Consider the following 20,048-nt stretch of genomic DNA (forward strand, 5'->3'; position numbering starts at 1 on the left):
CTTAATTTCGTGCTAGAAAAGAACTTGGTTTTTTGTTTTTCATTACAAGCACATCGCTTTCAACAATTTGCATCTGGCTTGCTAAAAAGTTAACTTGTTGCTTCAGTTCGTTTATATCGCTTTTTAGTTCAACTACTTGCACTTGCATGTCAAGGTTTGAATATTTGAGCTTGTTATTCTCAGTTTCTTTCTCTTTTAGTGCTGCCTGTAATCTTTTGATTTCCTGTTGGCTCTCTATGTTAGCCACATTAATATTGCTTTTGCTTTGAATATTTTGTGCTTGAGAAGATGTACTCGCAATTGCAACAGGTGTTGGCTTCGGTTCTACTGTGCCATTATATTTGGTTGTCTCTGAGATCTTATCCCATAGTGAATATGTGCGTAATGGCGCTGGTATATTTTGATTTGGTGTTGAAAAACTGGTGCGTAAAGCATTTGCACTGTCTTTAGAAACAATGTCTCCAGAACTATTAATTTCAGTAAAGCCAGCATAAGCAAGTGAAACAACTGTTGAAACTGCTACTGCACCAATTACCTTAAAATAGTTTGATTTCTTCATTAGAATGCCCCTTTCAAACGCTTATTTTTTGCCGTTTGATTTGATGATATTCGATTGATTGTGTTGTTTTCTAAATTGATAGAAACACCTACATTCATGACCTGATTTTTCTGTGGGTTGTATTGAATAAAGACCAGTTCTTTTGCATATTTCTTTGCGTGTGTTAAACGTTCAGCATGAATTTCATCAAGATTAAATCTGATTTGCATTCGCGATATATACAGCTTGAATAACTGATCATTTACTTCAGCTAAATTTAAAACTAAGCCTTTTTCATCTATAGAAGCGGACTCGAAAGCTAAATCATTTAAAAACCAATTTTCGGGTTGTATTAGTAAATAAAACTTTTCAACTTCGCTTGTGATTGCATATGAAAAACAAAACTCATTCACCTGATAGGTGCTTAAACAAATGGTTTCATTGTTATAGCCACGTTTCATGTTTCGGTCATATGAGCTCAACCACCAAACTAAATAGTGTCGTGCTTCCAACTCTTTAACGGTTATTTGTGCTATTTCTGAGGCCTTTAGCTGTAATGCTTCAAGGTTTTCTATTCGTCTAGCTCTCATAGATAATTCACCTTATTTTTCTTTAAAGCATGAGTTATCAAAAGCCATTGAGTTAGGATCTAACCCCATGTTTTTAAGAGCCAAGGCTTTACCGTCAAGTTCAGGGTTATCAGATGTGCTTAGTTGTTGCGAACTTGTTTCTGAAGATGCATTTTTCGCATTAGTACCTGAACCTAAAAAGTAACCGCCTCCAGCAAAAACAACTACTGCAGCTACAATGCCCATAGCTGGCCAAGACTTTTTAAAACTAGAGAATCTATCTGCTAAAGATAAGCTGTATTTTTCTTCATTAGAACGTATAGTGCTGTCTGTAACATCAGCCTTATATTCATTTAGAGCTTGATGCCAAACTTCCTTTATGTAGCTTTGAAGTTCATTTGTACTGAAACGAACCTTGCTTTTGTTTAAGTAATAGCATGGCTCACTAATAAGAATTTCTGTGTTTTCGTCAGAATTTAAGAAAACTTGTCCTCTAAACAAATTATTCTCGACCTGATCAAATCCTTTGATCGTTAATAGTAGATCTGTGGCCTTTGCATCTATATTGAAGATGCTCACCTGGCGATTTCTATCCGTATCTCCAGAAAGGTCAGAATCTAAAAACATAGACTCATTGTTTATCTTAGAGAAATAAGGTGAAAAGTTACCGACAATCGATTGGAAAGCTTTCAATTGAGTTTTGTTCATCTCAATTCCCTCTTATTTGAAAATATAGTCAAGAGTGGCTGTTTCTGAAGTTCCTCTACGAGCTTCAACTTTTCCAGTCTTTTTATTTACAAAGATAGCAACTGGTACACCAGCAGTTAGTGGCTGTGGCTTTTGTCCAGCGCTACGAATTGCTTCTCGCTGTTCACGATCTTCTTTTGGCATTGCAACAATATCTTCGTGATAGAAGAAGATAGATTGAAGAGCGCCTAAGTGTTTATCCAACTCAGCAAGTTCCTGTGGTGTAGGAATCACTTTAATTGAGTTAATTTCTTCATCTGTTCCATTAAAGGTTTTATTAATAGTATCTTCAGATGGTTTACGAAGAATTCCAGCAGCTAATTGTTTTCCGTTTTCACTTTGGTTTAGAACTAAAGCTGGAATCCATTTAATAGTTGCACCGCTTTTAACGTATGAGCGAGAAAGGTTGAATGTTTCGTGGCAATATTTACAGCGTGGATCGTAAATGATGTAAACAGTGTTGTTATCATTCGCTTTTCCCTCTTTAAACCCTGAAAGCGTTTTTACAGCTTTAAAGACTGGATGATTGTATGCACTGGCCAAATTCCCAACGGAAGCTGTTGGTTGTTGTGCTGGTGCATTCATTTTTTTTGCAGTTAATTTAAGAGGCTCAGATATATTTTTTTTAGTAGCAGAATCCCAAGCTGTACCATGTAAGATGACTTTTTCATCGGATGTTGTAAAAAACACCGCATTTTTCCCATTAGGTGCCTCAAGAATCCAAGAAGTTAAACCTCCACTAAAGGGTTTAACTTCTTTTACTTTGCCCATTTTTTGCATCTTAGAAGTAAGGTCCTGAGATGGTGCAGCGTAAGTAGAGATTGTAATAATACTAATAGCGCAACTTGCTACTATTTTAGTGAAATTATTTAAAAGCATTTTAGAGTATTACCTTTTAAGCCATGTTTTAATAGTATAGTTAAAATATGGTTTTAAAAAAATAGTTAAATAAAAAAGACCGGTGTTTTAATACCGGTCAATTATAACTTATAAGTATAAGACTAAAACCCTTTTTGCTTGTTTTTTTGTATTTCATCCTGTGGTATTTCTACACTCACCATATCAAAAACATGATCATCACTATACTTAAAATCATCTTTATAATTGTTTTTAGAGTTATAAGATCCGTTGTTTAATTCCTTGTCCGTAAACTCTACTACTCGAATAATACTGTTTACATCTTCAGCAGCTTTTTGTCTAGCTTCAGTCATGGCAAAACTCAATAATTCGTATTCAAAACCAACAAGACCAATGTTAAAGTCTGGCTCTTCTAATGGCTTCCCTAATTTCACCTCAATTAGATAATGCGAGATTGGACCTAAACCCTCACTAAACAAAGACGGTCTACCAATATTCTGTATGAATGCGTATGCAGTTCGATTGTATAGTTTTAACCAGCGTATATCTGTTGGTGGCATTACACCTAGCTGTCTTGCTGTTAATACAACCTCACACAAAATAGTTCTTACATATGCATGGTTATTAAAAATCTTAGTAGCAACGGGATGTTTAATGTATTTGTGAATTCTTTTTCTAAGGAAGTCAAAATTAAACCCTACAAGCTTACGATCGCCCTCAACATACTGATTTTCAATTGTAAACAATGGGTTGCTAGGTATATTTTTTGTGCAAATATCCCAATAGTAATTAATTAATGTTGTTGAATCTTTTTTGATTTTACGGAACTCTTCATCATCCATAGATTCATCAGTCGCACATGCTACTGGTAAATACAAAGCTAGCAAAATTGTATCAACATCGGATAAATACGATAATTCATCGGGTGTTGTTTCTTTTGAACTATCAAGGGTTATCCAAAGATCCCCTAGTTGTGCACGTAAGACATTTAAAAACTTCTCTTCATCTATGATAGGTACTGTTTCGCTTTTATCATTATATTCTTTCGTTACTCCGTTGATTGTAATGTTCACAAGGCGCTCTTTTGTTCCTGTAATTAACTCATGCCTATTTGCAAACTCATAAGTTGAATCAAGCGCTTTAAAATGACCATTGTTCGTATCATATTTTGACAAGTCTAATGGACCAAAAACCTGTAAGTGTCTTTGGTTTGGAATTTGTTCCTCTATGAACTCTTCTAGGTTCATGCTTTTGATAAAGCCCCGTGCTGGATGCTCGCTGTTGAAGCGGTCATAAGCTTTCTTTATCCAAGGTGTTGCCAGCAAAAATATTAATAAATTCCATGCTTGACTGGCTTTTGAAATTTGAAAAATAGTGACTTCGCTAAACTTATTTTGACAAAATAATGGAAGCCAATTGTTTGTTGGTTTACATAGGTGTTCTGTTGAATACACCAACTCACTTAGTAAAGGTACGTAATTAAGCCCGATAGCTTTGAATAGGCTATGTATCCACCATAGAGGAATAATTAAAATGCCTTTTGTGTATACTAAAAACCCTACAATTTGAGGTTTATAAGCAAACCATACAGCCAAAAAAGCCACTAAAACCATAACAACAGTAAATATATAAATATGATTCTCATGTACAAGCTTATCTTTTGGATCTGCCATTTTATACCCTATTAATATGTGTATTGTTGAGTATTATATAGTTAATATTGGTTTTAATCTAATTCCCCTTAAACCTTTTAAGGATTTTAAGTTTGGTTTTAAGATGTTGACTAAAGTGGCACTTAATACCTTTTAAAGCTTAAATCAGGTCAACCTCAACACTAAGCCAGTATTCTTGGTCAAATACTAAAAAGAATGAATAAGAAGCCCTCACCTACTAGACATTTAAGTGTATTAATCGCCTATATTATAAATTTCTCTATAAATATTGTTGGTAGTCTTTTTAGTGAATAGGGCACTCCCCTACTCAGCTAATATAGATCATTTTCAGTTGTGCATTTCACTACGTCTACTCATTTGTTTAACTGTAAGTAGTAGTAAGCCCTCCCCTCTTCTTGGCAACTCCCCTGTTATCAGTCTGATAATGAAAAAACCACGATTAGGAATCGAAAGCCATTATCAGTCTGATAATGAAAAAACCAACGATTAAGAATCTAAAGCCGTTATCAGTCTGATAATGAAAAAATCAACGATTAAGAATCGAAAGCTGTTATCAGCCTGATAATGAAAAAACCACGCCAAGGAATCTAAAGCTGTTATCAGCCTGATAATGAAAAAAACCACGCTTAGGAATCGAAAGCCATTATCAGTCTGATAATGAAAAACAACGATTAAGAATCGAAAGCCGTTATCAGTCTGATAATGAAAAAACCACGATTAGGAATCGAAAGCCATTATCAGTCTGATAATGAAAAAACCAACGATTAAGAATCTAAAGCCGTTATCAGTCTGATAATGAAAAAATCAACGATTAAGAATCGAAAGCCATTATCAGCCTGATAATGAAAAAACCACGCTTAGGAATCTAAAGCTGATATCAGTCTGATAATGAAAAAATCAACGATTAGGAATCGAAAGCTGTTATCAGTCTGATAATGAAAAAAACCACGCTAAGGAATCTAAAGCTGTTATCAGCCTGATAATGAAAAAAACCACGCTTAGGAATCTAAAGCTGTTATCAGTCTGATAATGAAAAAAACCACGCTAAGGAATCGAAAGCTGTTATCAGTCTGATAATGAAAAAAACCACGCTAAGGAATCTAAAGCTGTTATCAGCCTGATAATGAAAAAAACCACGCTTAGGAATCTAAAGCTGTTATCAGTCTGATAATGAAAAAAACCACGCTAAGGAATCTAAAGCTGTTATCAGCCTGATAATGAAAAAAACCACGCTAAGGAATCTAAAGCTGTTATCAGTCTGATAATGAAAAAATCAACGATTAAGAATCGAAAGCCGTTATCAGTCTGATAATGAAAAAACCACGCTAAGGAATCTAAAGCTGTTATCAGCCTGATAATGAAAAAAACCACGCTTAGGAATCTAAAGCTGTTATCAGTCTGATAATGAAAAACACATAAGATATGGACACATGTTAGGCATATAGATTGAAAAAGTTAAAATATATTAAAAATAAAGTGAAAAAGTATTTTAAATATTTTTCAAATATTGTATTGTTTGACTTTACTTGAAAGGTGATTGAAAAATGCAAAAGAACTCAGGAAAAACTTATATTTGTACAAGCATCCATTTTAAAGGTGGTGTGGGCAAAACAACATCTACAGTGAATTGTGCTGCTAAGCTTGGAAAATTAGGTTATACGGTTTTAGTAATCGACTTAGATAGCCAACGTAATGCAACAAAACATATTTCAAATGTTCCAGATATTGACGATATAGATGGCACTCTAAAAGATATTTTTGAAAACTATAAAACAATTAACATCCACGATGTTATACAAGGTCCAGATAAAACCAACTTTGAAAATGTATCTTTGATTCCTTGTGCTAAAAACATTCGTGATGTTGAGATCAATATTCAGCGTTCTAGTCCAGTTCCTAATGAAATTATTAGAAGTGTATTAAGAAAGATAAAAGGGGATTTCGACTTTATTTTGTTAGATTGTCCACCGCGAATGGAAACTTTAACTTTTAATGCTTTGTTAGCATCAAACAGTTTATTAATTCCATTACAGGGTGAATACAGTATTCAGGGTTTGGAAGATATACTTAACTCTATGGATGATTTAGAGACAAGCAATCCAGATTTAAAAATTCTATCGCCAGTACTAAACTTTTATAACAAGCGTAATACAGTGGATCTTACCTTGGCTGAAGATATTCGCAATGAATATGCTCAACCAAAATTACAAGAAAAACTGGTAAATAAGGAATTAATCTGTATTCCAAATGCTACGGTTTTTAGTCAAGCATCATATGTTAAGTGTTCCGTATTTGATCTGGATGCTGGAAAAGAAACACCAGCAAAACAAGCAATTAATCAACTTGTAGATCTAATGGTTTCTGAATACAAAAAATTATAAGGTGCTGATATGAACTTTAAAGATAAAGTAAAAAGCATGAAAAAAACACCTGTTGCTAATGCAACAGGGAGTGACGCTCAAGTTACTGATGTAAAAGAAAATACAGCGACTCCAGCCATAGAAGAGGGGAGTCTTAACCCACTAGCTAAGCGAGAAACAAAAAATATTGTTAGCGGATCTCATTTAGAATCAATCGACATTGATTTAATTGATCCATCACCTTATCAACCACGTATCATGAATAAACGTGTATATGAGAAGTTGCCAATTTTGGCTGCTGATATAGAAATTAATGGACAAATTAACCCAATTACTGTTCGACAGAAGGGTAATCGTTACGAGTTAATTGCTGGTGAGAGACGTTTTAGAGCAATTAAAGAGATTTTAAAGCTAAAGAGAATTACTGCTTTAGTTAAAACATCTATGAATGATGATAAAGCTGCTATAACAGCTTTATTGGATAATACTGCTAGACATAATCTTACAGATTTTGAAAGCATATTAAAAATCAAGCAATTATGTGAAGAGTTCGGTTATCCTTTTGAAAGTTATGAATTTGTTACTGAAAAATTTGCGATTGATAAGTCGAAGTATTTCCGTCTCAAATATATTCTAGACTTACCTGAGTTCATTTTGGACTCTTTGAACGAAGATCCTGAGCTAATTTCTGGATATATTGCTCAAGAAGTGAATACCGCAATAAATAAAGCTTTAGAAACTAAAACTGAAAAAGCAATTTTCGACTTGTTAAGACCAGAATGGGATAAATACGTTGAAGAATTTAAATCCACGGGCAAGCGTCATAAAGGATTTATAGCTATTTTGAGTGAAGAAGAAAAAGCAAATAAGGCGACTAAGCCTGAAAAAACTGAAGAAGCTACTACTGAAGAACAACCGAGTAAGATTAAATTCGATTTTAAGACAGATAAGGGCGTTAAATTTGGTTCTATGAGTTCTGAATGTGGTACCAAAGGTAAGAGTGTACTTAAGTTGCGAGTAGCCTTGGATGAAGATATTACAGAAGAGAAAGCTAGAAAAATTGAAGAGTTTTTTAAGAGCTTGAATGATTGAAGTTTCAAAACTTTGAATGAAAAAAACCGGCATTGCCGGTTTTTTTTATAATAGATCTGGATTAAAAGTCTGGTTAAGCCAATCCGAACTACTTGGATTGGTTACTGGTTTTGATTCAGATACGTTTTGACTTGGTTTAGCATTGTTAATTTCGGACGTTTCGGTATTTTGAGATGTTTCAACGGTAGGGGAGTGGTCCTGAATGTTTTTATGTTCAGTATGTTTAGCTTCCTTTATCTTAACTGCTTTTTGAACAGGAACCTCCTTGCTCTTGATGGAATTAGTTACGGGCTTTTTAGGTGATTGTTCAATTTGCTCCTTACTACTTTCTGGTATTTGTATGGATATATGATCAAGATACTTTTTTTCAAGATATTCAATATCGTACACATAGTAAGCAGTATTAAACTTGGTGTATGTTTCAACACAAGTACTTAAGCCAAACCTTAATAGGAAAGAATTGACAGAATATAGGCTTGCCATATCCTCATTAACTTCATACAACTTATAAAGGTATGAAAGCTCAATTAGAACCGCTATACCAGCATGTAAAACAGCAGTTATGTAATTTCTACGAAGCTTTCCTTGAGGATGTTTTTTAATTGAATTAAATAGTTTTTGATTTGCATTTTTATCTATTTTCATTCGTACAGGCTGTGCAAACGTCTCGTCTATTTCATTTTGCACTGGCGCATTTAGAAAAATCTTCTGCTTGTCAGTACAAAAGATAAATCCTAAATACAGCAGACTTAAACTAAAAGCGTTTAAGTCTAGACCTGGTAGATTTCTATTAACACTACTAATCACATCAAGATCTTCTCTTGTTAAGTGAATTAATTGATAGGATAGTTGTATGTAGTTTGAATCTGTCATTTGATTTCTGCGTACATTTTATACATGTATTTAGCTAACTTATATAAACCTTTAGCATTGGCGTACTCTGGTGATTCAGCGATTCTTACGTTCGGTAAGTCGTACTTTTCTTTAATCTCTTTTTCAAGAAAAGCTGCACCGCCTCCACAAAATAATACTAATGCTAAATCATCGCCTCCACCGATCTGTTTAGAGATAAAGTTATTTAATTCGATCATGAATTCGTTTTTAGCTTGCTGAATTAAACCTGTAATATCTTTGGCTTGAGATCCTATACCATAAGTTCCAGATTTTAGTGCGAAATCTAGCCAGTTAGCGTTAACTGTTTTATAGCCAGATTCAAGAATTAAGCTAGTGATTCGTTCATAGATGGTAAGAATACCAAGGTTACGTGATGTAGAACGATGGCCATCAAGCATGTTTCCTCCATCTAATGTGACTACAATATCAGTGGTTTTACCGCCAATATCGATTACAGCACATTCAGAACTTATTAAAAGATCACTATCTTCTGAACCGTTTCCGTGTACATCAATAATCTCATTAAAATAAGCTGTTTGAGCTTCACATTTAACAATATGTCTTTTAATGATATTAAGCGGTTTACCAGCTTTATGATCTTTTAAGTTGAAGCAAACATCACCATTGAGTAGAAAATTAGTTTTCATATCAATAAGTGGCATGTTTTTGGTTTTTTCAGGTGTGTAATAGCGACTAACAGGAAGTGAAGTAGCGATTGCAAACGCTCTACCATCATATGTTCCGATATGGTCAATATAGGCCTTAATTGCCTGGTGTATTAGTGCCTTGTTATATTCAGATGTCGGGTATTCGTCTGTTCTGGTATCCAGAGGAACACTACTATTGATCTTCTTACCAACTGTATAAAAGTTTTCATTAACTTTAACCACATAATAGTCAGTAGAATCCTCTTCGCCAGTGAGGACTTTTCCTGAATAAGCAATACTAGGAATAGTCAGTTTGATTTCATTTCCATCTGGATCTAGACCAGCATAAAGCTTTGTACCGCCATGTCCATCATCAATACCTAGAACAATATAACGTTCTTCAATCGCTGGTTTTTCATTTTGAGTATTTTTCATAAGTTTACCTTTCAATTTTTCAAGATTTACAACGAGTAACGTCTTCTACCGCGTCTAGTGTATTTATTGCCCCCAAAAACTAAGCGTCTAAGAGCAGAGGGGATATAGCTGTATTTGTATTTAAATACTTTTTCAATAACCAATGTTGCTACTATCAAGCCGATGAAAAGCATAAGTTTGAATAAGGAAAACTTAATAACAACAGCTAGAAAAGGTATAAACAAATATCCGTTTAAACCGCCCCATAGGATTAGATTTAATCTAAATTGCGACCAGTGTGCATATTGATCATCCATATTCGCCTCTTAATAAATCAGTTTGTAATAGTAGTCTTCATGCAAACGACCAGCTTTGAGTAGATCGTCAGCTTGTTTCCTGAAGCTCTTACTGATGTTTGGATCTGAACCATCAGAATTAATCATTAACTCTCGAATAAACTTCTGTTGATCATGAATATCATCAATTAAAAGCAATTGTTCTTTAAGTTGAGGTGATAAAATTAAGTGTTCCCTTACAGCAAATACCTTGCCGTTCACATCTTTAACAAGACGTTGAGCAATCAATGTATAAACTGAACCAATAATGTCAGCTGCAGCCTGAAGATGTTCTTCATGCTTAAAGCGCTTCAACATACGTGGAATAATTTTGTCTACTGTGGTTGCGTGAACCGTTGCAAAAACAGGGTGGCCAGTTAAAGAAAGTTCTAGAGCTGCAGAAATTGTTTCTTTATCTCGCAATTCACCGATTTCAACTGCAGCAGGACGTCTACGCATCGCCTCTCTATTTGCATCCGCAAAAGTCTCGAAGTTATTGGGGATTTCGCTTTGACTAACAATACTGTGTGTGCTTTCAATTGCGTCATACTCGTATTCGATAGGCTCGTTGTGAGTTAAAATATTTCCACGAATATGAGTATTATTTTCCAACACATAGCGAATATTTGAAGCTAGTGTTGTACTTTTACCAGAACCAGTGATACCGCCGATGATGTAGCAACCATTGTGAGGTAGCGATCTTTTAATGAAATCTTCATCTAAACCCACTTTTGAAAAGTGAGGGGGGATGCCAGAAATTGTACGTAACGTTATCTGAAAAGAATCTCCAGATCCACGATACGAAGTTCGAGATACGTTCACACGAAAGTTATAACGAGTTTCCTTACCTGAAGCGTCTTTCTGCAGAATACGATATGCCTTATTAATAAACTTATTATTAATAAGGACTAAGTAGGCATTTTCATCAGCAATCGTTCTTAGGATGTATAAAGCTTCATCACGATTGATAATACGGTGTGTTAACGAATATAAGTCCAAGTCTTTCATCATTGTGATGGGGCGATCTGGACTAATGAAAATATCTGAAGCACCATGAGCTAATGCTTCATATAGAAGACTTTCAAATTCATCGCGACTTTTAAACCCTTGTTTCGGATCTTTGTATGTCGTTATGGCTGTTAATGTAGCCAAACCAAAACCACGACTAGAATCGTAGTCTTTGCGAATGTCTTTGGTAGCTGTCAGAATCTTATTTTCAGATCCTTTAATCTTGTTAACATCAAATAATGCAGATTTTGCTTTTAATGTCGAAACCTTCATTTGCATTTAAAACTTCCAATTGAGTTAGCGAACTTAAGGTTCGCTAACAAGGTTAATTTTTGGAATTTGATAGCTAGGTGCAATTTGTTCAGGTTGGAGAATTGGTTTCCAAGTTTCAATATTTGAATTGAACTGCGGTAATTGTTGGATTTGAAGCAATTTCATATCAAGAGCAATAGTGTCTTGTGTAGAAGTAACAGCCAGTGATTGACTGCTAATTGCTGGCATTGATAACTTGCCCTCTAAAACAAACTTATGGAAAGTAACCATCCCCAAATAATCTCGTTTAAGACGATCTACTGCATCTTCAACAATATTTCGGCCCTCAACTAAACCCATTTCATAAGACTTAGCAGCAGTCTCTTTCCATATTTTTCGTTCTTGTTCGTTAGCTGGTAACATTTCTTTCGGAATGAAAGTCACGTAATCAACATTGCTATCAAGTGTAGGGAAAACAAGGTACTGACGCCAATCAGGTGCACGAGTACTGAAACGAGCTTGTTTCAAGATTTTATAAGTCTGCTTAGTCGTCTTGTACGACATGGCATTAGGTGTCTCAGTTACATCTTTTGATTCAATAATAACCGGGGGAACAACAACACCTTTGATCATGTAAGGTTTAAAGTTAAAGATTGTATCAAGGTTACGCTCTTGGCTTTTGATGACCTCACGAGAGTTGCTTAAATACGTATTGATCCCTAACTTAATACCTTTTTGCTTAACCAATTCAAGCATGGCTTCATAACGAGCTTGCTGTTCAACATTACTAACATGAACTTCTAAAGAAGACTGGTTAGATGGGTTTAGTAGCTCTTGTAATGAAGCATTATTAGAGTAGTCCATAAAAACTCCAGATATTTATAAAAGGATTTAAAGGGTGTTAGTTATAAGTCAATAAAATACTTTTATTTTGATGATCTAGAGTTATCGAAGCAGTATTTAAATATGCAGAAATATTGCGTAAAGCTTCTACACCCGTAACACGCTTTTTATTAAAATTAACAATTGGAAGCTCATGGGTAGGACCAGCTTCTACAAAACGGTATCCGTATTGGCTAGAAATACTTTTAATTAAAGGTATTGGATCGCCTATGTAGTCGATATTTAAAAGGTCATGGTTGATGCTACCTTGTTTCTTCTGAGCAGTTTGCATTTGAATTGCAGTAGAGTTCTTTAAATTCTGTTGTGCAATTAAAGCCTCTTGAGATGCTTCAGATATAATAGATAAAGGGCTTGCTACGTTTAATTGCGTTACATCACGACTAGCACATCCAGACATCATTAAACCAATTGCAAGAACGCTTAAAAGCTTTTTATTGTACTTCATTTTTACTCCGGATTAAGTGGGTATAAAGACAAAATGATTTTAGTCTAAAAACTTTTAAAATGCACTTTATTAATTATAAAAAAACCCTTAAAAGGTATAAAGCCGACTTTTAGACACTCGCTTAAACCTAATTTATAAGCTTTAACGTATATCTAAGGCCGTTCTTTAGGCAGTCGTACCTGGCCTAAACAAGACAAATCTGTAAAAAATACTCTTTTTAGGTGCATTGTCTGTCCAAAACAATGCTTTTTTTTAGTAGTACTTATCTGAAATGGAAATACAACGTACTTTTTTCAATCAATTGTAGAGAGTAAATGAGCTCTTATAGTTTGCTAGACGTCTTTTATAATCCTTTATAGTCTTATTCTTTCTTTTTATTATCTTTATTGTTCTTTTTTTAGAATAAATTTTATACAGAAAATAACAAACTAGATTTAGTTTATTTTTTACTTAAAATATTGTTAATACTGTAATTTATATTTTACAATATAGAAGTACATTAATAAAGATGTTTATATAGTTTTTTAATTAACAATAAAAATATTAATGTGGATAATGCAATTTATTTATAAGTCAGCTTCTTTAATATTAAATAAATTGATAAAAACTGTTTGAAGAAAAAATGCATCTTGGTATATACCATTACTAATTTAAAACTTTAAAGACATTACAACTGCTACTTATAAAAACCTACCCTATGGTTTAGTGCTGTGCATCTTAAATATAAAGTTTTACACCTTAAACACCAATTAAACTGCAATAATGATGTGCTTAGAGTCGTATTTATCCCTAAAAATTTAAGGCATCAGCACTGGCAAAAGACTATTGAAACTACGCATATCAAGCACTTCACTGTAAAAAAGGCCCACTGTGTTTTTATGATTTCTCAACTTCATTTTTTTGATTTTTCCACTGTACTAACAAGAGAGGAGTCAAAAAAGACATTTGCATTTATTGGGCTTAAAAGTGAAAAACATTTTGCTTAAAGTGAAAAACGTTTTAACGAGTACTTTTAGAAAGGTGTTTAACGTTGTAGTATGTGCTCATGTTTTGCATGTGGATTAAGGGTGGTAGTGGTGAGCAGTTTTGAGAATCCTAATAGCTATCCAAAGACATTAAAAGAATATACAAGTCGTATAGAAGATTTTCCGTATTCTACTAAGACTAAATATGATATTGAGCTTAAGCAAAAGATTGATAAACATTTAGATAGTTCAGAGCTAGATTTAAAAATGTTATATGAAAACATATATTCTGAATTTAAAACTAAATCTGAAAATGGATATTATGCGGAATCTACATTTAGAACATATCGTGCATATTTAGTATATGGAATCGGTCTAAAGCTTAATGAGCTAAATAATGGCTCTATTAATGATGAAGATATAGATGCTGGTTTTGATGAATATTTTTTAGAAGAACTATATTTAAGAATCATTAACACAAAATATACAGCTAACAAGGACAAACCTAAGCGTACTTCTGAGCTGAAAACAAAGTACTTTGAACGCACGTTTTACAACTACTTGGTAAGAGAATTCGAACATAAGAACGAGAGTAACACTAGGGTTAGTGAGTTTGATCGGATGATGGTTGCTTTTGTTGATGCCAATCTTGTTGTTGGATTGCGTCCTGTTGAGTGGTTTTCCGTTTCATTCTGTTGTGCAGTAAAAGGACCAAAACTGATCATGATTGTGGAAAATGGCAAGGCTACACATGGTCGGGCTAATGGACTTAAAAGGTATTTAATACTTGATGACCTTAAACATGAAGATCAAGAAAAGATATACCTTTACTGGAACTTGCTAAATAGGTATGTGAGAAAGGTATCTAGTTTAAATAAAAGTAGTGGCTATACCTTTGGATGGGATGAAAAACAGACTTTTATTAAAATACTGCAAGAGCGTTTACGTTTAAGTTATATCAATTACTTTAAACTTAGAGGCAAGGTTTTAACTAATGAAGATCAACGACCTACTTTATACAGTACAAGGCATCAATGTATTGCAAATGCTAAGGTAAAGGGTATTGATAAGTTTGTGATAGCTGGTGCTTTTGGACATGCTGGTAAAGATACTGCTTCTAACTTTTATGGGCGAAAGTGGAGAGGCCATAGTGGTTTTAGTATAAAGCCTACTTTAGATTCTATTGAAAACGTTAATGGTAGCCATGAATTTGTTAAAACACTTTTAGCTAATAACCTAGATACCTTTTATTATTTTGATCTTAATATAGCAAATGAGTTTAATACCGACTATTATAAGGACGAATTAAAGTCGGGTTTAGTGATTGACTAAATGGATAACTCTAAAACTAATTTGACTACTTCAACATGGGGCTCTCCTTACGCTGAAGTATCAATAATAGGTAAAAGAAAATACGCAAGGCTTTTAAGAGTGTTGGTTGGTACGTTTGCCTCATTGTGCATTTTAACCGTTTTAACAACGCTTAGTTTTGTGGCTTTTAAACTCACCACAACAGATTTCGAATCTATGGTTTTTGATGACGGCACACCAGTTAAGTGTGTGCTTAGCTCTAAATCAGATCGTCCAATTCCATCTGTTATATATCAGCCAGCGAAATAGGAGTGCTGTTGTGTCTAAAGACAAATCTAATGAAAACGCTGAAATAGGTTCTTGTGATCCTAGTCTTTGGCTAAGAAAACAGGTGGATGAAAAAGATAAGGAGATTGCAAAGTTAAGACGATGGCTTGTTTTCGTGTTTTTCGCTTTTATCGTGAGTGCTGTTCTTGCGATGATTATTTTTGCTGCCTTTAATGCATACCCTAAAGTTAAAGCTGTTCAAACAGTAGATAACTCGGTTATCTGTCCAATCGAAGCATCAAAAAACCCTCGCGTTACTGACGTTGTTATTTCTGAATTCGGTAAGAGTGCAATACTTTCTGTCTACAACTTTGATTTCTTGAACTGGCGTGACGTTATTAACAATGCTGGTTCAATGTATTTCACTGAGGGCGGTAAAGATTCATTGATGAAGCAAATCGCTCAATCACAAACAGTTGGCACAATCGTACAAAACAACCTAACGATGCGAACTACTGCTACTGATGTTCCACAAATCGAAAACCGTGATTTACATGCTGCAGAACCTAGTTGGACTGTTCGTGTTCCTATCACTACTCAATTCTTTTTAGGTGACAAACAACCTAAAGAGACTCACCGCTTCATTGCGACAGTTACTATTGTTGAGCATCCACGTTCTTATCTGAACTACAACGGTATTGCTGTTAAGACAATTACGTTAACTCCAGCGCGTTAATTGGATGAAACTTATGAAATTGAAAAAATTATCTTTGGCTCTTTTTGCTTCTACTGCATTAACTACAATAGTTAATGCTGCTGATATGCCCCCGAATACTTTTGCGGATGCTCAATCTCCTTTGGTTGCACCTGAGGTAGTTGATACAGCATCGGAAATTGACAGACAGGTTCACAACCTTGTTGGTTTGCAGTTCACACCTGAGCAAACAAAAATAGTTAAAGGACTTTTGTTGCAACAAAAACGAAGCCTTTCTAGTCCTTATGTAAATACGCCACAAGCGAAAACCCGTAGTTTGGGTATTTCATTAAACCCTGGTGAGGAACCGCCAGTAATTCGTTTAAGCGCTGGCATGCTATCTACTATTGTCTTTACCGATTCTTCAGGAAATCCATGGAACATTGAAAAGATTTCTTTGGACCGTGGACGTTTCTCAGATGGTTTGGGTGAGCAAAACGAAAAAGAGCCAGATGAAATCCCTGAAACTAACATCCTTTCAATCGAACCATTAGATCCAGCTGCTTTCGGAAACGTAACGGTCACATTAAAGGGATTGGGTGCTCCAGTAATTTTGATGTTAGCTACTGGCCAACGTGATTTAGATGTTCGTGTAGACGCACGTATACCTGGTCGAAGCCCAACAGCCAAAGCTATGTATTCAACAGGCAATCAAACATCGATTATTCCAGATGGTGTGAGTTTGCAATTTATGGATGGCTTGGCGCCTGAAGGTGCTGTCGAAATGCGAACCGATAGTCCTAATGTCCGTGCTTGGAAGTTTGGTGGCTATATATATGTGCGTAGTAACTTTGGTGTTATTCAACCAGCCTTTTTGAGTTCTTTCCGCGCTAACAACGGTATGAAGATCTTCCGTTATGAAGATTCTGAAGATCTGAAATACATCACATTTTCAACGACTTGCGGTACACCTAAAACTGTTTACCTCGAAGACGCATTTTAAGTCATTAAGTGAGAAGTAAAAATGGATTCAACGAACCAACAAAATAACCCGAATGACATTGAAGAGAATTCTAGTCGTAGCACTGAAGTAGGTACTACCGATGAAACTATTATTTCTGCAAACCAAGTTCATTCAGAAGAAGACCAACCTAAAAAACTGAAAAATACAAGTATTAAAACTGCTAACAAAAAACGTGTTTTTGCAGATACGCGCTTTCGCGTTGTTGCAATTATTGGTTTGGTAGTAGTTGGTGGTTTAGGCTTTTTTATGTTTAACCCAATGGGGAAAAGTGACCAACTAGCTTTAGATAATCAGGTTGCTATTGCTACACCAGAAATCCAAGGACAGGGTACAAATGTTATCCCTCCTGAATACGTAGAATATGAACGTCAAAAACAAGCTGAAGAAGCTGCTCAAGCTGGCAAAAATGGTGAAAGCTATTTACCCGAATTTAAAACAGTTGCAACACAAGATCCAAACGGCGATCTGAACGATCAGAATTTTATTACAGGTCCAAATGGGCAACCTGTAAACGGTTCTGCAAAAGGTGGTACACCAAACATTACGCTTGAACTTGACCAGATGGCCAGAGCTAATATGGCAAATCAAGGTGGTGCTTATGGTGGCGCATTACCTCAACCAACTAGCGGTGGTCTACCACAACAACCACAAGCACAAAACGGTGCTAATCAAAACGCACCGATTTATCAAACTAACTACGCGCAACAATATGAACATGCTTCATCTGCTGCTAATGATGTTGCTAATGTATATGGCCAACAAGCAGCTGCTAATGCAGAACGTAATGTTGCAACGCGTGAATTAAGTCAAACTGCTTTTGTTGATCAACTTGCTGCGTTTTCTAATACAAAGAACAAGGTCAACGGATATTCAACATATAAATATTCACACAACACTAAAGCATCGGAAGGGCAACAAAACCTTGGAAGCTTGAACGTTGCGAAAACGACTAGCGAATCTACTAAAGGACTAGCAATCATTAAAGCTGGTACAACAATGAAAGCGCGTTTAGATACAGGTGTGAATACTGATAAAGGTAAAAACCTATTTGCTACTGTTATTGGCGGTAAATTTAACGGCGCAAAACTTATTGGTACTGTTGGTCTGAATACTGCGGATATTGAATTTAACTTTACCCGTATGTTGTTTAAGGGCGAAGAGTATGCAATCCAAGTACGAGCTTTAACTCTTGGAACAAAACAATCGGGTATGGCTGATAAAGTCCAAAAACACACTTTGCAAAAGCTTGGCGGTATGGTTACTGCTGGAATCTTTGAGGGGTACGGACAAGCCTATCAAAACATTGGTACAACCCAAATCACAAATACTGGCAATGTTGTAAGCACGAAGGAAGAGCCAAACGATAAAGAAATTGCCGGGAACATCATTGGTAACGTTGGTACGGAAATGGCGAACATGGCACGTACATCAACAGTTCGACCAACTACGTATATCGTTAACAGCGGAAAAGTATTTGAAGTCTTTTTTGATGCTGACGTAACAACACCGAAAAGTAAGGGGTAAGCGAAATGTCTGATAATCAAATGACTGCTGAACAGGCAAAGAAAAATCTAAAAGATGCTGAAGGCAAACCCCAAAAAGGCGAAGGTGGTGCGAAGGGTGGTATTCCTCCAAAACTTCTTATTGTTATTGGTGTTATTGCCTTAATTATGATTGGTACTTTCTTTTGGATACAAATGAGTAAACCAAAAGACGTCAGCACGGCAGTTGCTCCAGAACAAACACCAGAATCCATTGATACTGTTGGTCAAGGCATTCAACAAACACAAGCAACATACATCCAAAATCAACAACCTTTAAAGGACAATAGTATTGCTGATGATACGGCGTTCATTGTTGATGAAAATATTGTGTTTAAAGATCCTACCACTGGTCAATACATGATTATGTACAAATCCATGTCGTATCCGATTGATTCTGATCTAGGAAAAGAGGCAATTAGCTTCTATCAAAGTCAGGGTACGAATGCACTTGTTTTATTACACCGTTTGCAAGAAAAAGAGCAAGCGCAAGGGCAAATACAAAACGGCGAACAAACTGCAGTTGCTCAATCAGAAACCAAAATCAAAAATGAACAACTGAAAGCTGAAAATGACGATCTTAAAAACCTTGTTGAATTGCAAGAACAGGCAATTAAGGAATTAAAGACTAGTTTAATCACAATAGCTAAAGACCAGACTAAGCAAAAGGCTTTAAGTACATCGGGATCTAAAACCTTATCAATTCCAAAAGGTGCAAAACGTTTGGATGCTTTTGCGGTTGTAGGCGATCGTGCTTGGATGACAGATTCTCAAAACCATACATATACAGTCTATGTAGGTCAGAAGATGCCAGACAATCGCACGGTCTATGCTGCTGACGAAAACGAACAAGCCATTTGGGTGAAATAAGGAAAATAGCGTGGATGCATTAGATATAGTTAAAGCGATATTAAACATATACGGTCCACTACTAAGCTTTATACGCATTTGCTTTGTTGTAACGGGGTTGGTGATTACTGGCACGGCGCTTTTTGACTTAGTGCAAGCATCATCACCTCAACAAAAGTTCTTTGGTCATGGAATGAAAGAGCCTACCACTGGTGGGGCATTGTTGAAGGTTCTTATCGGTGGTGCTTTTGCATCACTTGGATATGACGGATATATCATTGGTGCACTAGGTTCTTCATTGTTTGGTGGTAATGGCATAGAACTTGTAACGGTACAAAGTTACTTGCCTAATGCTGGTGCTAATGATTTAGGTGCATATATCGTTACGGCGGTTGTAGGTTTTACGCAACTGGTAGGGATTATAGCGGTAGCTCGTGGCTTATATGGTTTTGTAGGGAAAATTGATGCTCAAGGCAATGCGACATACCGCAAAGCATGGGTTTTAATTATAACAGGTGTATTATGCGTATACGTTCAGGACGTACACAATGCCTTTGTTAATACCTTTGGAACACAAATAGGAGGTACCTTTTTTACAATATTTTAAACAATCTTCTTAAAATAGGGTGAGAGTTTCTTAAAAACCTTGTATAAGATATTGA

20 protein-coding genes are annotated in these 20,048 nt (G+C 35.4%); 9 read left to right on the forward strand and 11 right to left on the reverse strand.

The window, feature by feature from the left end:
• Nucleotide 1: 1 nt before the first annotated feature.
• The 5 genes from ACO1B7_RS16290 to ACO1B7_RS16310 all read right to left on the reverse strand — a co-directional run bounded on the left by ACO1B7_RS16290 (nt 2) and on the right by ACO1B7_RS16310 (nt 4,385).
• Nucleotides 2–559: a hypothetical protein gene (locus tag ACO1B7_RS16290; protein ID WP_032055050.1), complete on the reverse strand. Its 558-nt coding sequence runs from the start codon at nt 557–559 to the stop codon at nt 2–4.
• The gene (locus ACO1B7_RS16295) at nt 559–1,128 is read right to left on the reverse strand and encodes a hypothetical protein (RefSeq protein WP_423090399.1); all 570 of its coding nucleotides are present in this window, start codon (nt 1,126–1,128) and stop codon (nt 559–561) included. Before ACO1B7_RS16295 ends, ACO1B7_RS16290 begins: the two co-directional genes overlap by 1 nt.
• Before the next feature lie 12 nt (nt 1,129–1,140).
• Complete coding sequence (locus tag ACO1B7_RS16300; RefSeq protein WP_032055049.1) at nt 1,141–1,815, reverse strand: hypothetical protein; 675 nt, start codon at nt 1,813–1,815, stop codon at nt 1,141–1,143.
• 12 nt (nt 1,816–1,827) lie between these two features.
• Nucleotides 1,828–2,733, reverse strand: a complete 906-nt coding sequence (locus ACO1B7_RS16305) for a hypothetical protein (protein ID WP_005005870.1) — start codon at nt 2,731–2,733, stop codon at nt 1,828–1,830.
• Between the two features lie 122 nt (nt 2,734–2,855).
• Complete coding sequence (locus ACO1B7_RS16310; RefSeq protein WP_227557108.1) at nt 2,856–4,385, reverse strand: secretion/conjugation apparatus DotM-related subunit; 1,530 nt, start codon at nt 4,383–4,385, stop codon at nt 2,856–2,858.
• Between the two features lie 1,544 nt (nt 4,386–5,929).
• Here ACO1B7_RS16310 and ACO1B7_RS16315 point away from each other — a divergent pair.
• Together ACO1B7_RS16315 and ACO1B7_RS16320 are read left to right on the forward strand one after the other, a co-directional pair.
• On the forward strand, nt 5,930–6,766 hold the full coding sequence (locus ACO1B7_RS16315; protein WP_032055048.1) for a ParA family protein: 837 nt from the start codon (nt 5,930–5,932) through the stop codon (nt 6,764–6,766).
• A gap of 9 nt (nt 6,767–6,775) precedes the next feature.
• Nucleotides 6,776–7,837: a ParB/RepB/Spo0J family partition protein gene (locus ACO1B7_RS16320; RefSeq protein ID WP_423090400.1), complete on the forward strand. Its 1,062-nt coding sequence runs from the start codon at nt 6,776–6,778 to the stop codon at nt 7,835–7,837.
• Between the two features lie 45 nt (nt 7,838–7,882).
• Here the strand turns inward: ACO1B7_RS16320 and ACO1B7_RS16325 are convergent, their stop codons facing one another.
• Genes ACO1B7_RS16325 through ACO1B7_RS16350 form a run of 6 tightly spaced genes read right to left on the reverse strand, consistent with a single transcriptional unit; the run spans nt 7,883 to nt 12,735 of the window.
• Nucleotides 7,883–8,710: a hypothetical protein gene (locus ACO1B7_RS16325; RefSeq protein ID WP_044110986.1), complete on the reverse strand. Its 828-nt coding sequence runs from the start codon at nt 8,708–8,710 to the stop codon at nt 7,883–7,885.
• Complete coding sequence (locus ACO1B7_RS16330) at nt 8,707–9,813, reverse strand: ParM/StbA family protein (RefSeq protein WP_233735410.1); 1,107 nt, start codon at nt 9,811–9,813, stop codon at nt 8,707–8,709. Before ACO1B7_RS16330 ends, ACO1B7_RS16325 begins: the two co-directional genes overlap by 4 nt.
• Before the next feature lie 26 nt (nt 9,814–9,839).
• Complete coding sequence (locus tag ACO1B7_RS16335) at nt 9,840–10,109, reverse strand: hypothetical protein (protein ID WP_005005884.1); 270 nt, start codon at nt 10,107–10,109, stop codon at nt 9,840–9,842.
• Between the two features lie 9 nt (nt 10,110–10,118).
• Nucleotides 10,119–11,414, reverse strand: coding sequence for an ATPase, T2SS/T4P/T4SS family (locus ACO1B7_RS16340; protein WP_423090401.1), 1,296 nt, complete (start codon nt 11,412–11,414; stop codon nt 10,119–10,121).
• A 27-nt stretch (nt 11,415–11,441) separates the two neighbouring features.
• The gene (locus ACO1B7_RS16345; RefSeq protein ID WP_005005889.1) at nt 11,442–12,251 is read right to left on the reverse strand and encodes a type IV secretory system conjugative DNA transfer family protein; all 810 of its coding nucleotides are present in this window, start codon (nt 12,249–12,251) and stop codon (nt 11,442–11,444) included.
• Nucleotides 12,252–12,288: 37 nt separating this feature from the next.
• Nucleotides 12,289–12,735 carry a DotD/TraH family lipoprotein gene (locus tag ACO1B7_RS16350; protein ID WP_032055044.1) on the reverse strand — a complete coding sequence of 149 codons (447 nt, stop codon included), beginning with the start codon at nt 12,733–12,735 and terminating at the stop codon, nt 12,289–12,291.
• Between the two features lie 1,076 nt (nt 12,736–13,811).
• On the opposite strand from ACO1B7_RS16350, the gene ACO1B7_RS16355 reads away from it, so the two are divergent.
• The 7 genes from ACO1B7_RS16355 to ACO1B7_RS16385 are packed head-to-tail and all read left to right on the forward strand — an operon-like array spanning nt 13,812 to nt 19,993.
• Nucleotides 13,812–15,032: a hypothetical protein gene (locus tag ACO1B7_RS16355; RefSeq protein WP_227518656.1), complete on the forward strand. Its 1,221-nt coding sequence runs from the start codon at nt 13,812–13,814 to the stop codon at nt 15,030–15,032.
• Nucleotides 15,033–15,320, forward strand: a complete 288-nt coding sequence (locus ACO1B7_RS16360; protein WP_032055042.1) for a hypothetical protein — start codon at nt 15,033–15,035, stop codon at nt 15,318–15,320.
• A gap of 10 nt (nt 15,321–15,330) precedes the next feature.
• The gene (locus tag ACO1B7_RS16365) at nt 15,331–16,014 is read left to right on the forward strand and encodes a DotI/IcmL family type IV secretion protein (RefSeq protein WP_005005897.1); all 684 of its coding nucleotides are present in this window, start codon (nt 15,331–15,333) and stop codon (nt 16,012–16,014) included.
• Nucleotides 16,015–16,018: 4 nt separating this feature from the next.
• On the forward strand, nt 16,019–16,975 hold the full coding sequence (locus ACO1B7_RS16370; RefSeq protein ID WP_423090402.1) for a DotH/IcmK family type IV secretion protein: 957 nt from the start codon (nt 16,019–16,021) through the stop codon (nt 16,973–16,975).
• A gap of 21 nt (nt 16,976–16,996) precedes the next feature.
• Nucleotides 16,997–18,520 carry a DotG/IcmE/VirB10 family type IV secretion system protein gene (locus tag ACO1B7_RS16375; protein WP_043041532.1) on the forward strand — a complete coding sequence of 508 codons (1,524 nt, stop codon included), beginning with the start codon at nt 16,997–16,999 and terminating at the stop codon, nt 18,518–18,520.
• 5 nt (nt 18,521–18,525) lie between these two features.
• Nucleotides 18,526–19,407 (forward strand): hypothetical protein, encoded by an 882-nt coding sequence (locus ACO1B7_RS16380; protein ID WP_005028620.1) that lies wholly within the window; start codon nt 18,526–18,528, stop codon nt 19,405–19,407.
• Nucleotides 19,408–19,417: 10 nt separating this feature from the next.
• Nucleotides 19,418–19,993 carry a hypothetical protein gene (locus ACO1B7_RS16385; RefSeq protein ID WP_423090403.1) on the forward strand — a complete coding sequence of 192 codons (576 nt, stop codon included), beginning with the start codon at nt 19,418–19,420 and terminating at the stop codon, nt 19,991–19,993.
• Nucleotides 19,994–20,048: the final 55 nt, after the last annotated feature.

It is taken from the genome of Acinetobacter lwoffii (assembly GCF_049367455.1).
GTDB classification, from domain to species: Bacteria; Pseudomonadota; Gammaproteobacteria; order Pseudomonadales; family Moraxellaceae; genus Acinetobacter; species Acinetobacter lwoffii_W.